Here is a 14160-nt window from a genome sequence, read left to right on the forward strand (position 1 = left end):
AGGGCAGCGTGTCCTCAAGCCGCTTGAGCGTTGCTGTCGAGAGTTCGCCCGTGATGACACGTAACCAGGCGAGTGTTTGCGCCTTAGTTTTTTGTACCGGGGGAATGGTTGCGACCTAGCTTTCGCCGCCGGCAGAACCGGTGGTGCCTTCGTTGACGTCGTGAAGGCTGTACTTCTCAATCGCTTGAGCCGGAACAGCAGGATCCATCTCGCCGCGCTTCACGAGCATCTCCAAAGTACGAACGACCATCGAGTGGCTGTCGATCTTGAAGAAGCGGCGTGCAGCAGCTCGTGTGTCTGAGAAACCGAAGTCATCAGCACCCAAAGTCGCGAACTCGCCGGGAACGAACGCCCGGATCTGATCGGGGACCGCGTGCATGAAGTCGGTGACGGCAACAAACGGGCCCTTGGCATCCGCGAGCTTTGTCGTGACGTAGGGAACGTGAGGTTCTTCGTTGGGGTAAAGGAAGTTGTGCTCTTCAGCAGCAATTCCATCGCGACGAAGCTCGGTCCAGGATGTAACCGACCAGACATCGGCTGCAACGCCCCACTCTGAGGCCAGAATCTGCTGAGCCTCGAGCGCCCACGGCACTGCGACACCGGATGCCATCAATTGAGCCTTAGGGCCAGTGATAGTCGGCGACGACAGGTGGTAAATACCCTTCAGCGCACCCTCGACATCGAAGTTCTCCGGCTCAGCAGGCTGAACAAGTGGCTCGTTGTACAAGGTCAGGTAGTACATGACGTTGGGGTCTTCGTGCTTGCCGCCGTACATCCGCTCGATACCCGCGCGCACTATGTGCCCGAGCTCGTAGCCGTACGCAGCGTCGTAGCTCACCACTGCGGGGTTGGTGGATGCCAACAGGATCGAGTGTCCGTCAGCGTGCTGCAGTCCCTCACCCGTCAGTGTCGTGCGACCGGCAGTGGCGCCCATGATGAAACCGCGCGCCATCTGGTCGCCGGCAGCCCACATGGCATCGCCCGTGCGCTGGAACCCGAACATCGAGTAGAAGACGTAGACCGGGATAAGCGGCTCACCGTTGGTGGCGTAGGAAGTGCCGACGGCCGTGAAAGCAGCAAATGCTCCTGCTTCGTTGATGCCAACGTGCACGATCTGGCCCTGCGGACTCTCCTTATAGGCCAGCAACTGCTCGCGGTCTACCGAGGTGTAGTGCTGCCCGGCGGGGTTGTAGATCTTCGCTGTGGGGAAGTAGGCGTCCATGCCGAATGTGCGTGCCTCATCCGGGATGATCGGCACAATGCGGTTACCGATGGACTTGTCGCGCAGGAGGTCCTTGAGCAGACGGGCGAAGGCCATGGTGGTGGCGATCTCCTGCTTGCCGGAGCCCTTCTTGACGACGTCATAGGTCTTTGCTTCGGGAAGCTCGAGCTGCGTGTACTTAGTGCGACGCTCAGGCACATAGCCGCCAAGTTCGCGCCGGCGCTCTTGCATGTACTGAATGGCCTCATCGTCTTCACCCGGGTGGTAGAACGGGGGCTGGTACGGATCTGCTTCGAGCGCGGCATCCGTAATCGGGATGTGCATTTCATCGCGGAACTTTTTGAGGTTGTCGAGCGTGAGCTTCTTCATCTGGTGGGTCGCATTGCGGCCCTCGAAGCTGGGGCCGAGGCCGTAGCCCTTGACCGTCTTCGCGAGGATGACCGTCGGCTGGCCCTTGTGCTCACTGGCTGCCTTGAACGCGGCGTAGACCTTGCGGTAGTCGTGGCCACCACGCTTGAGGTTCCACACATCGTCGTCCGAGAGGTGTTCAACCATCTTGAGCGTGCGCGGGTCGCGACCGAAGAAGTTCTCGCGAACGTAAGCGCCAGACTCTGCCTTGTAGGTCTGGTAGTCGCCGTCGGGAGTGCGGTTCATGAGGTCGCGTAGTGCGCCCTCAGTGTCGTTGGCGAGCAGGTCATCCCACTCGCGGCCCCAGACAACCTTGATGACGTTCCAGCCGGCACCCCGGAAGAAGCTCTCGAGCTCCTGAATGATTTTGCCGTTACCGCGAACGGGGCCGTCAAGTCGCTGCAGGTTGCAGTTGATGACAAAGTTGAGGTTGTCGAGCTTCTCGTTGGCTGCCCACTGAAGGGCGCCACGGCTTTCGACCTCGTCCATCTCACCGTCACCGAGGAATGCCCAGACCTGCTTCTCTGACACATCCTTGATGCCACGGTTGCTGATGTACTTGTTGTTCTGGGCCTGATAGATCGCGTTGATCGGACCGAGACCCATCGAGACTGTGGGGAACTGCCAGAATTCCGGCATGAGGCGCGGGTGCGGGTAGCTCGAGATGCCATTCGGTGCCTGTGACTTCTCTTGACGGAAGCCCTTCAGCTGGTCTTCGCTCATGCGACCTTCGAGGAAGGCGCGAGCATACATGCCGGGGGAGGCGTGACCCTGGTAGAAGATTTGGTCTCCACCAGATTCGTGGTCTGCACCACGGAAGAAGTGGTTGTGTCCTACTTCGTAGAGGGCAGCAGACGACGCGTACGTCGAGATGTGTCCGCCAACGCCGACACCGGGACGCTGTGCGCGGTGCACAGTGATCGCGGCATTCCAGCGAATCCACGCACGGTAGCGTCGTTCGAGTTTTTCATCACCCGGAAAGTCGGGCTCATCTTCTTTGGCGATGGTGTTGATGTAGTCCGTTGTCGGAACCATCGGCACACCAAGGTGCAAGTCTTTAGAACGCTTGAGAAGGCTGAGCATGATCTCGCGACCGCGCTCGTGGCCTTGTGCTGCAACGAGGGAGTCGAGTGATTCGTTCCACTCGGCGGTCTCCTCCGGGTCCTTATCGGTGTTGGTTACCGAGTATGGGTCCTGGTCGTTTACCGTCACCGTTGACCTCTTTCGTGTAGAGAACAGAGTCGTGCGAGTCGAGGCACTACCGGGTTGCGGATGTGATGGGATCGACTACGCCCATCGATTCTAGTTGTCGAATGCGGCAAGATTCGAACCGGGCCAATTTCTCCCGCAATTGTGGGGAATTTGAACGGTTTTCTGGGGAGGGTTTCGTATGACAATCACGCGAGGGGCTGTTGCGCCCGATTTCGAGTTGCGCAATCAGCACGGGCAGACGGTCAGTTTGCAGGAGTTGCTTTCGCGGCGTGCGGTGCTCGTTGTCTTCATTCCTCTCGCATTTTCGCCGGTCTGTGCCGCTGAGGTCGCCCAGCTTAACGACTGGCATGACATCGCAGCCAGCGCGGGAGTCGAAGTTGTGGTGATTTCGGTTGACTCTGTGGCTACGCTGCGGGCGTGGTCGGATGACACGGGCTTCCGCCTCTCGCTGCTGTCGGATTTTTGGCCTCATGGCGCGGTCGCGAAGCAGTTCGAGGTATTTTTGGAGGACAAGGGATTTGCTCGTCGAGCGAGTTTTCTCATCGATCACAACGGTGTAGTGCAGAGCGTTATCGAGTCTGCGTTGGGGGAGCCGCGAGCGTTTTCTGACTACGAGCACGCAATTGTGGCGCTCACTTCCGCCGCCGATTCATAGATTTTGTGGGTGTGTGTAATCGGTCGTCAAAAGCCGTGTAACATTATCGAGCGCTGCTTCGCACTGCGTCGCTGCGGGCCTTTAGCTCAGCTGGTAGAGCGCCACGTTTACACCGTGGATGTCATCGGTTCGATCCCGGTAGGGCCCACCGCAACAGAAAACCCCCGTCACTGACGGGGGTTTTCTTCGTTTTCCGGTCGTTTTCAGCGGTATGCTCCGTGCACGATTGACGTCGATACACTCGGGTCGACGTCGCCTTGCGAGGTGGGACATCATGTCGAATGAGTCACTGGATCCTGTGCTGGACACGGCACGCAATCACGCCGCCCGGTATCTCCACGGACTAGCCACGCGACATGTCGGAAGTCGGCACGGTCGCGACGAGATGATGGCGAACTTGCGCACACCGCTTGCGGTGTCGGGAGAGGACCCCTCGGCCGTCATCGATCTGCTGGCGAGTCAGGCTGATGTCGGCATGACGGCATGTAGCTCACCGCGGTACTTCGGCTTCGTGATCGGTGGCACGCAACCGGTCGCCCTCGCCGCAGACTGGCTCGTGTCGACCTGGGATCAGAATGCCGGCATCCATGTGATCTCACCGTTCTCGGCAGCGATAGAAGAAATTGCTGCCGAATGGATGCTGGAGCTGCTCGATCTCCCGCGTGAATCCTCTGTCGGTTTTGTTACCGGCGGCCAAATGGCGAACTTCACGTGTCTTGCAGCGGCGCGACACAACGTGTTGAGGCGCGTCGGGTGGGATGTCGAACTCGACGGCGTTGCGGGGGCGCCGCACGTGAATCTGGTGGTGGGGGCAGGGGCTCACATCACCATTGATGTTGCATTTCGTTATCTCGGGTACGGCACTCGTTCACTGAATGTCGTTGAATCTGATGGTCAAGGACGGATGCGTGCGGATCGTCTGCGCGATCTTGTGGCGACGCTCGACGGGCCGACGATCATTTGTGCCCAAGTCGGCAATGTCAATAGCGGGTGCTTCGACCCGGTGAGAGAAATTGCACAGATTGCTCGGGATGCCGGCGCGTGGCTGCACGTCGATGGAGCATTCGGTTTGTGGGCACGAGCGAGCGCAGAGCTCGCCCCGTTCGCGGATGGAATCGATCTCGCAGATTCTTGGTCGACGGATGCGCATAAGTGGTTGAACGTTCCCTACGACAGCGGGCTCGCGATTGTGAGGCACTCGGCGGATCATCGTGCCTCGATGACGTCGTCGGCTGAATACCTCATCCAAACTCACGGAGTTGAGCGGGATGCGATCGATTGGGTTCCTGAACTTTCGCGACGGGCGAGAGCGATCCCCATTTATGCGGCTCTGCGCACACTCGGGCTCGACGGTATTGCCGATCTCATTAATCGTGGCTGCGCACGAGCTCGGCAAATGGCTGCGTTGTTGGGGCAGGATGCCGGAGTGCTGATACTGAACGATGTTGTTCTGAACCAGGTGCTCGTGCGTTTCGCCAACGATGATGACATCACGCGGGCGGTGGTGGCGGGAGTTCAAAAAGAAGGAACCTGCTGGGTGAGCGGAACAACGTGGAACGGCCACGCCGCGATGCGCGTATCGGTCACCAACTGGGCTACTTCAGCAGAAGACGTTTCGCGAAGCGCTTCCGCGATTCTGTCTCTTTTTCGCGGCCTGCACTGACGCTCGGTTCCGTGGCCATGCGCGCGCACCATGTCGACAACTGCAGCATTCAGAGTCGGGCCGTTTGCGTTCATCGGCGCGGCCACAGCGGGGAGAGGGGCAAACCGCAGTCTTCTGGATCGGCGTATCCCTCATATTTGTTGCAGTATCTGTTCTGAGTACGGCTCGGCATACCCGCAAAACATTGGTATCGCCTTAGAATTTGTGCATGGCATTCCACGACGACGTTGACGACGCGAACGATGCGAACGACAAAACGTCTTCAGAGCATGAGTTCGAACTACCTTTCCCGAAGCCTGCAACCGGTACTTCTTCCGGTTCAGATTCGGCACCCGACACGACCGCTGACGGTCTTGTCGACCTGAGCGAAGCATCCACTGAGGGCATATTTAATCTGGATGCTGCGCTCAACGCAGACGCGTCCCGGCCGGTTGTGCCGCCCGCAGACTCTGTCTCGCCGCCCACGCCGCCCGTAGGCACGTCGGGTTTTGCGCCGATTGATCTCAATGAAGAGTTCCAGCGCTCCGACGTCGCAGACGCACTCGACCAAGGCATGCCCCCGTGGGCAATGGCGCCTGCTCCTGACCCAACGCAGGCCGTTTCGCAACTTGATGCGCCGAGCGGTAGCGATGCAGAACAGCCCGCTTCACCGTCCGCTGCGTCTCACGACGACGACGACGATGACCCGTACCAAATTCCGGCCGATTACACGACACCCGATTTCTTTGCTTCGCGTATTTCGCGACGACGCACACCTGAGGAGATGGAAGCTCAGGCTGCGGCAGTAGACGCAGAGAACGATGCACTAGCCGCCGCTCTCGCAGCGGGCGAAGCCGCAGCTGCCGGTGAGCCCACGCCGATCGAGCCTTCAGTGGTCGAGGCGGAGGCCGTCGAGAACGAGATCGTGGCTCCGGCACCGGTTGATTTCGCGCCGGATGAGTCTGCGCCGGTTGAGTCTGCCCCGATCGAGTCTGCTCCCATTGTTTCTGAGCCCGTCATGCCAGCGGCAACTGACTACGATCACGATCTCGGTGCCTTTGATCTCGGCGCAGTTGACTCTGAAGACGATTCCGAAGAATTCAGCTTCGAATCGCTCTTTGGTACGCAAGAACCAGAGCCGCAAGCAACTAACGCAGCCACGGACGACTCACCGTTTGGAGACGCACCCTGGGCTGAAGTGTCCCCGGTTGCCGGTGACAGCTCCGACCCGATTTCAGCTGAATCGGATGCGCCCGCGAACCACATTTGGAAGCTCGGACCACTCGAACCCAACGTGCAGGGTTCTGCTCCTGAACCCACGCCCGTCGAACCGCAGGCTGCGGCAGAAGCTCCGCTTCCAGTGGAGGACGTCATCGATGGTGCCCCGATGTGGAACCTCGATGGCCAGGATGCACCGGCAGTCGTAGACGCGCCGAGCCTCGGCAGCGACGGATTCCTTTCGCTCGATGACGTGCTCCCTGCCGCGACCAACGATTCGGATGTCGAGAGCGACGACTCTGTCACTGATGTCGGCACCGACACCGATACCGACACCGACACCGACAGCGATGCTGGCGCTGATACTGCGGCACCTGTTGCGGACGCACCTATCGGTCGCGAAGCTGACACCACAGAAGCACCGGAGGCCGCAAGTGCGCCACCGGTCGAGAGCGTTGCTGCTTTTGATCTTGACGCAGCTTTTCGAGAGGCCGTCGTTGCTCCCGAGACTTCGGCTGAGCCTACGACGAGCGAGTTTCTTGCACCGCCCGCTCCCGAATCTGCGATCGAGCCCGACTCCGCTGCGGCACCAGAACTGCCGGCAGAGTCGGAAACGACGAGCGAACACGCTAGCGCGCTCGATTCTGAGCCCGTTGAGCCTGCTCAGCGAGTAGAGCCCGCCGAGCCTGCTCAGCGAGTAGAGTCCGCCGAGTCCGCTCAGCCAGTAGAGTCCGCCGAGCCTTTTGCTCCGGTTGGGCTCAACGAGCCCGCTGCTCCGGTCGAGACCACCGCAACGGCGTCCGAGCCAGTCGCCGAACAGCCTCTCGACGATTTCTTCCCCGCTCCGGCAGCAGACTCTGTTCTCGAGTCGCCTGCTCGGACCTTCTCCGACGAGGCAGCGACCGACGATTCTGCGGAACCAGCCGAATCAGCCGAATCAGCCGAATCAGCCGAACCAGCCGAACCAGCCGTCGCAGAATCGCTCTTCGGTCACCGTGAATCATTCATCGCGCCGTCAGAAGAGCTGGCAGCACCGGCCGAGTTCCCGGTACCAGTAGAGCAGCCTGCCCCGGTTTCGGATGAAGCCGAAGAGACATTCGACAACTTTGTTCCTGCGACTCCAGAGGTTCCTGCGACTGCAGAAGTTCGAGCTGCTCCTGAGCCGCTGGATGCCCCCATCATCTCCGAGGCGGTTGCTGACATAGCCGCCCCCGCGTCAGATGTCGCGGTGGAGCCGGTCGCTGAGTTCCCTCAGTCAGAAGAACCCGCCGCGTCAGAAGAATCTGCCACGCCGGAAGAATCTGCAACGCCAGAAGAACCCGCCGCGTCAGAAGAATCTGCCGCGCCAGAAGAATCTGCAACGCCAGAAGAGCCGGCCGAAACAGTCGAGGCAAGTCCCGCTCCCGCAGCACCGTTCGTCTCGAGCTTCGCTCCGGAAGCGTCCTTCACACCGGTCGCGGAACCAGCTCCCGCGGCGGATGAGATCCCCGCGGCCCCAATCGCTCCTCTGGCGGATCAGGCGATAGTTTCCGAAGAACACTCTGCTGCCGAAGAACAGCCAGCGGCTGCAGAAACTGCGACAGAGGATGACGTTCCTACGCCTCCCACCCGCCGTTCGATGGCTGACAAAGACATTCTTAACTGGGCTGATAGCCCCGAGAGTCAGTCAACGGGAACGCTGAGCGTCATTGAGGTTCTCGAAGCTCAGTTGCGTTTGCGTGAAGAAGAAGCTCGCGAATACCGTGAGTGGGAAACCACGTTCCGCTCTCGAGGTGGCCCTGTCGCCGATCAGGTTATCGAGCAAGTTCGGTCTGAATTTGCTGATGTCGTGGAGCGAGATGAAGCTGCCGCAGCAGCGGATGTGACTCCCGCACCAGTCGCGCCTCAGGCAGAGTCCGCAGATCAGGCGGTAGCTCAGCCCGAGCCTGAAACGCCCGAAACCGCGAGCGCGACACCGGATGCTCTCGCCGAGGTGCCGGAAGATTCGACCCCAGCACCAGCACCTGCTGCGGCCGCAGCACAATTGCCCGCGTGGGATGTTCCGCCACCCAGCGAATCGTGGTCGCCTCCGGCTGACTTCGACGACGAAATTCCCTTCGCCGCTCACGCAGATCCGACCGAGTCACTCAGCCTTCCTGCGGTGGGCGATGTCCCTGAGCAGCCTTCGGTTCCCGCTGCGCCGGCCGCAGAATCATTCGCCGCTCCCGCAGTCGAGTCCGAAACACCCGCTGCTCCCGCTGCGCCTGAAGCGCACGTAACCCCAGAAGCACCTGCTGCTGAAGTGCCGGCAGAACCTGACGCTGCAGCAGAACCTGCTGAGCTAGCATCCGAGCCAGCACCTTCTGAGTCCGATGCCAACTCCGGCTTCCTTCGCTTGGGTGATAGTCCTGAGGTTCCCGAAGCCGCAGCCGAAGCCCCTTCAGTTCCAGAGGTTCCCGCAGCTCCGGCCGTGCCTGAAGTCTTCGCGGCGCCGACTGCTTTCGATATTCAGTCAGCACCCGAGTTCCCGGCTGATGAAGATGGCGACTACGACGAGGTCGAGTTTGCTCCGCCAGCCCTTGTAGAGCCGGATGTTGCGCCAAGCGTTCCACGTGCAAATTTGGATGAGCATGTCTCCTTCGGTGACTTCGGATTTGCCCCGCCGCCGGCAGAGGTCACCTCCGGTGACACTGGCGCTGCTGATTCTGCGGCTTCGGCTGCCGAGCCGGCCGCCCCGGAAAACGACGCACCCTTCGCGTTCGATCTCCAAGCGGACGCTCCGATCGCCCCTGAAACATCGTTTGCTTCGGCTGCAACTGAGGAATCGCCCGACCAGGATTTCTCAGAAATGTCTGCTGTGACACCCGAGCCGGTTGTTGAAACTAGTCCTGATGACACGGCCGCTGACGTCGCCGTCGAGGCAGCCCCAGCGGATTCTGCTGCAGCGTTCAGCTTTGCCTCGAGCGAAACACCCAAGTATGTTGCCCCCGAGGCCATCAGCTTTGATGATCTACTGAAGACCGACGACATTGTCGACGCGGACATCGATTCCGACGCTGATGAAGCTGATGTTGACCCGTTGCAGGCACTTCTCGCCAACGCAGCGCCGCCGCTGCAAGGCGATCCACTCTCGGAGGTGCAGACCGGCTCGATGCCCGTCGCCCAGGCCGCATTCGAAGCTGGAGTAGAAGATTCAGAGTCGGATGAGGCTGTCGACGACAGCGACCGTCTGTCGTACCCGGCTGAGCTTTCCACTGCTGCACTCGGTGCTGATGTCAGTACTGCGCCCGCGGACGCTGCCGTTCTCGATAGTGATGACGACGATGACAGTGAAGACGATGTGATTCCCTTCGCTGCTGGAGCGACGGGCGCCGCGATTCTTGGCGGTGCCGCTGTTGCTGGCGCTTCGCTCGCGTCTCAGCCAGCGCCGACCGGCGCTCCGGCACCTCTCGCTGCACCTGTTGCATCCGAAACGAGCGCTGCGGCTGCTTCTGCTCCTGTCGACTCGATGCCGCAGCCTGTTGCTCATTCGACCGCTGTGGTGGCTCAGCAGCCGCTCGGTCTAGATGAGGTTGCTCCCACCGCTCAGCGCGTGTTCAGCCTCGAAGAGAGCGGCCTTGAGCCGACTCCGGTAGACCGTCGCATCGGTCATGCTGCACGTCTCTTCTGGCTCTGGTTTGCTGCAAACTCGTCCATTGTGAGCCTCGGTCTTGGTGCTGCAGTGTTCGCCGTGGGGATGAGCCTTCGCCAGTCGATCGTCGCCATTCTCGCCGGTGTTGCGCTCTCATTCATTCCTTTGGGCCTCACGACTCTTGCCGGCAAGCGCAGTGGTCAGCCAACAATGGTGGTTTCGCGATCAACGTTTGGTCTCCTCGGCAACATTGCGCCCTCGGTCGTCGCTCTCGTGGCGCGACTCTTCTGGGGAGCAGTGCTGTTGTGGGTATTGGCTTCGTCGGTCGCGATTGTGCTGGTCGGCTCTGACCTCAATGGTGGTCTCGGTGACCGGCAACTGCTTCTCATCGCTCTGGCTTTGTCCTTCCTTATTGCACTCGTGATTGCGTTCGCTGGTTACCCGCTGTTTGCGCGCATCCAGTTGATCTTGAGCATCATTTCGGGAGTACTGATTGTTGGCCTCATTGGCTTCACTGCTCAGTACATCGACGTGTCGCAGGCGCTCACGACTCCTGATGGTTCGTGGTTGCTGACGGTAACCGGTGCCGTGCTTGTCTTCAGTTTCCTCGGTTTGGTCTGGGCCTACAGCGGTGCCGACATTGCTCGCTACCAGCGTCCGTCGTCGAGCGGCCCCGCGTCGATGCTGTCTGCAACGTTCGGTGCGGCGCTTCCCGCCTTCGTGCTGATCGCATACGGTGCACTTCTTGCCGCATCCGACCCGGCGATTGCTCGCGGGTTCCTCGCTTCTCCGCTCGACACGCTGCTGCTTCTACTGCCGAGCTGGTACCCCATTCCGCTGCTGTTGGCTGCCGCACTGAGCCTGCTTTCAGGTATCACGCTGAGCCTCTACTCCGGTGGGTTCGCGCTCCAGGCGATTGGGGTGCGCGTGCCGCGCCAATGGTCGATCGTGATCGTTGGAGTCGTGCTGGGTGCTCTTGGCATCCTGTTCGCGTTCGGTGTTGACGGTGGCATCAATGAACTGTTCCGGGATGTCGCAACCACGCTCGCTGTGCCTACCGCTGCGTGGGCTGGCATCTTCGCCTCTGAAACGATGATTCGCACTCGCAAGCTCGACAGCGCTGGGCTCCTAGCCCGCGGTGGCGTCTATGCCGATGTTCGTTGGGTCAACCTGGGCGCTTACATCGTGATCTCGGTGATCGGCTTCGCTCTGACGAGTGCGACGATCAGCTGGCTTTCGTGGCAGGGTTACGGCTTCACAGCACTCGGCATTGATCTGGGTTCTGACCTCGCAGGAACCGACCTCGGTGTGCTCGTCGCGCTTGGCCTCGGAATCCTGACGCCGCTGGTGGCAGGTATTCCCGCGATTCGCCGTCAAGAGGCCGAGCAGCCTGAGCGCGCACCGCGTCCCGCCTAGACTGAACGCGTGTCTACTACTGTCGCTCATGTCCTTGCCGCGGCCGAACGGCTCTGGCCCGCATCCGGTGCCGAGTCGTGGGATGCCGTGGGGTTAGTCGCAGGAGACCTCGACGCCCCGGTGTCCACGATTTCTCTCGCCGTAGATGCCGTGATGGACACCGTTGACGAGGCGATCGATAGTGGCGCGGACATGCTCATCACGCACCATCCGTTGCTCTTACGCGGGGTTACTTCGATTGCCAGCGACCGCTACAAAGGAGCGGTGTTGACCAAGCTTGTGCGTGCTGAGTGCGCTCTCTTGGCCGCACACACGAACGCGGATGTCGTAGAAAATGGAACGTCGGGTCGCTTCGCCACCAAGCTCGGCTTGTCGTCGATCGCCCCCATCGTCGCCGGTCAGACTCCGGATCGCGGCATTGGCCGCACGGGGCAACTGCCGGAGCCGATAACGCTCGGGCGTCTTGCTCGCCTCATCGCAGAAATTCTCCCGCCTACCGCTACCGGCGTGCGTGTTGCTGGCGATTTTGATCAACTCGTTCAATCGGTGGCGTTGTGCGGGGGAGCGGGTGACGCATACTTGAACGAGCCTGCCGTGTTGGCGTCGGATGTCTACATCACGAGTGATCTGCGGCATCATCCGGCGTCTGAAGCTCGTGAGAATGCTCGGCTTCTGAATGGCCCGGCGTTGATCGATGTCTCGCATTGGGCGAGTGAATGGTTGTGGCTCGACGCTGCAGCCGAAGAGTTGCGGGCATTGCTACCAGACGTAACGATTACGGTGAGCGAATTGCGCACCGACCCTTGGGATTTTGCGGTTGTGCAGTAAGCACACCGGTATACAGAGAGAAACATGACTATGGCATTGACCGCTAGCCCCGCTGACCAAGCGCTGCTCCTCGACCTGCAGGCCTTTGACACAAAGATTGCCCAGTTGGAGTACCGTGCGAAGAAGCTTCCTGAGCACGAAAAACTTACCGAACTGAAGCAGCACCGCGACAAGCTTCAGCTGACGATGCTCGAAGAGCGTGGGATCAAAGAAGATATTGAGCTCGAGATGAGCCGTATTGAGTCGGATGTCACCGTGGTAGAAGCTCGCATTGCTCGGGACACTTCGCGCCTGGACGCTAGTTCGTCGGCGAAGGATGTCGCTGCGCTCGAGCAGGAACTTACCGCGCTGCGCACCCGGTTGAGCAACCTCGAAGACATTGAGCTCGCGGTTATGGAGAAGCTCGAAGCGCAGCAGAAGGTCGTCGATAACCTTGCGGAACAGGCCGACAATCTTCGGACTCAGGCTGCTGAGCTGGAGGCAAGCCGCGATGAGGCTCTTGTCGTGATCGAGACGGAGCTGGGCGCGACGCGCACCGGTCGTACCGCTTTGCAGACCACCATCCCCGACGATCTTTTGGCGCTCTACGAACGCCAGCGTGAGCGTTATGGCGTCGGTGCTTCGTTGTTGCGTGGCGGAGTCTCACTGGCGTCCGGTGTAAAGCTGCTCGAGAACGAAATGCAAGAGATCCGTGCCGCAGCGCCCGACGCCGTAATCATGTGCGCCAGCAGCGAGGGCATTCTCGTGCGCACGAACGAGTCGGGACTCTAAGCCCTTTCTGAAGGCTAAGCTTGAGGTCGAATGGGTCGGCAAGACGGTCGCGTTATCCGTAAGGGTACCGAGGAACGTCCGGGCTCCAGAGAGCAGGATGGTGGGTAACACCCACCCGGGGCAACCCGCGAGAACAGTGCAACAGAAAGCAGACCGCCACGGGCTTTGGCCTGGGGTAAGGGTGAAACGGTGGTGTAAGAGACCACCAGCGGCCGGGGTGACTCGGTCGGCTAGGTAAACCTCGTCCGGAGCAAGATCAGACAGAAGACGCTAAGGCTGCTCGCCGAGTCTTCGGGTAGATCGCTAGAGGTGTGCGGCAACGTACATCGTAGATAGATGACCGTCCAGCATGAGATTTCGATTTCGTGTGAACAGAACCCGGCGTACTAGCCGGCCCATTCCTCAGTCTTAGGCTTCGCTCCACGAGCGGCGCTCGGCTCACACTGGTGTTCCTAGAGCAGCAGCTCTAGACGACTCCCGACGTGCCCAACAGGGTACCGATGAGGAACGTTGTGGCGAGCGCGAGCGCTCCGCCGATCACAATTCGTAGCGTCGGTCGCACCCAACTGTTGCCGCCGACACGGGCCGACAGCGCTCCGGTGATCACCAAGGCGGTCAACACGGCGATGAAGGTCGCAAGCACGCGGACGGGTTCAGGCGCGAGCAAGATGGCGGCGAGGGGCAACACTCCACCGATCGTGAACGCTAGGGCGGATGCGCCCGCCGCTTCCCACGGGCTCACGACGGCGTGCTCGGTAATGCCGAGTTCTGCTTCAAGGTGCGCTGCGAGAACGTCGTGTTCTGTGAGTTCCTCGGCTACACGTTGGGCTGTTTCCGCACTGATTCCTTTGGCTTCGTAAATAGCCGCAAGCTCGGCGAGTTCCTCTTCTGGCATCTCGGCGAGTTCGCGACGCTCTTTCTCAATGAGCGCCCGCTGGCTATCACTCTGGCTGCTCACAGAGACGTATTCTCCCAGCGCCATCGAGATGGCACCGCCGACGAGTCCGGCGACTCCGGCAGTGATCAGGGGAGCGATAGCGGATGTTGCTCCCGCTACACCGACGACGATGGCGGCAACCGAGACGATGCCGTCATTCGCGCCAAGAACCCCGGCACGGAGCCAGTTCAGACGTCCGGCGATATCACCGGAGTGCGGTTCATTCGTATGGAAGCTCATT

Annotated in this window: 7 protein-coding genes, 1 tRNA gene and 1 other RNA gene; 7 read left to right on the top strand and 2 right to left on the bottom strand. The window is 60.5% G+C overall.

The features are described from left to right. Positions 1–115: 115 nt before the first annotated feature. The gene (gene aceE, locus I6E60_RS07820) at positions 116–2842 is read right to left on the bottom strand and encodes a pyruvate dehydrogenase (acetyl-transferring), homodimeric type (protein ID WP_197124475.1); all 2727 of its coding nucleotides are present in this window, start codon (positions 2840–2842) and stop codon (positions 116–118) included. 178 nt (positions 2843–3020) lie between these two features. Here aceE and I6E60_RS07825 point away from each other — a divergent pair, with 178 nt between their 5' ends. The 7 genes from I6E60_RS07825 (at position 3021) to rnpB (ending at position 13384) form a co-directional block, all read left to right on the top strand. Next, positions 3021–3497: a redoxin domain-containing protein gene (locus I6E60_RS07825; RefSeq protein WP_197124476.1), complete on the top strand. Its 477-nt coding sequence runs from the start codon at positions 3021–3023 to the stop codon at positions 3495–3497. Between the two features lie 75 nt (positions 3498–3572). Then, positions 3573–3645: transfer RNA gene (locus tag I6E60_RS07830), tRNA-Val, on the top strand. 126 nt (positions 3646–3771) lie between these two features. Beyond that, positions 3772–5160 carry a pyridoxal-dependent decarboxylase gene (locus I6E60_RS07835; protein WP_197179606.1) on the top strand — a complete coding sequence of 463 codons (1389 nt, stop codon included), beginning with the start codon at positions 3772–3774 and terminating at the stop codon, positions 5158–5160. Positions 5161–5368: 208 nt separating this feature from the next. Next, a complete protein-coding gene (locus tag I6E60_RS07840; protein ID WP_197179608.1) occupies positions 5369–11383 on the top strand; it encodes a cytosine permease in 6015 nt (2004 codons plus the stop codon). Positions 11384–11392: 9 nt separating this feature from the next. Then, positions 11393–12211, top strand: a complete 819-nt coding sequence (locus I6E60_RS07845; RefSeq protein ID WP_197179610.1) for a Nif3-like dinuclear metal center hexameric protein — start codon at positions 11393–11395, stop codon at positions 12209–12211. A gap of 30 nt (positions 12212–12241) precedes the next feature. Further along, entirely contained in the window at positions 12242–12982 is a 741-nt protein-coding gene (locus I6E60_RS07850) for a zinc ribbon domain-containing protein (RefSeq protein WP_197125241.1), read from the top strand. A 31-nt stretch (positions 12983–13013) separates the two neighbouring features. After that, positions 13014–13384, top strand: an RNA gene (gene rnpB, locus I6E60_RS07855) — RNase P RNA component class A. A gap of 64 nt (positions 13385–13448) precedes the next feature. Here the strand turns inward: rnpB and I6E60_RS07860 are convergent. Further along, a complete protein-coding gene (locus I6E60_RS07860) occupies positions 13449–14159 on the bottom strand; it encodes a VIT family protein (RefSeq protein WP_197124480.1) in 711 nt (236 codons plus the stop codon). Position 14160: the final 1 nt, after the last annotated feature.

The organism is Salinibacterium sp. SWN167, from assembly GCF_015864665.1.
Lineage (GTDB): Bacteria > Actinomycetota > Actinomycetes > Actinomycetales > Microbacteriaceae > Rhodoglobus.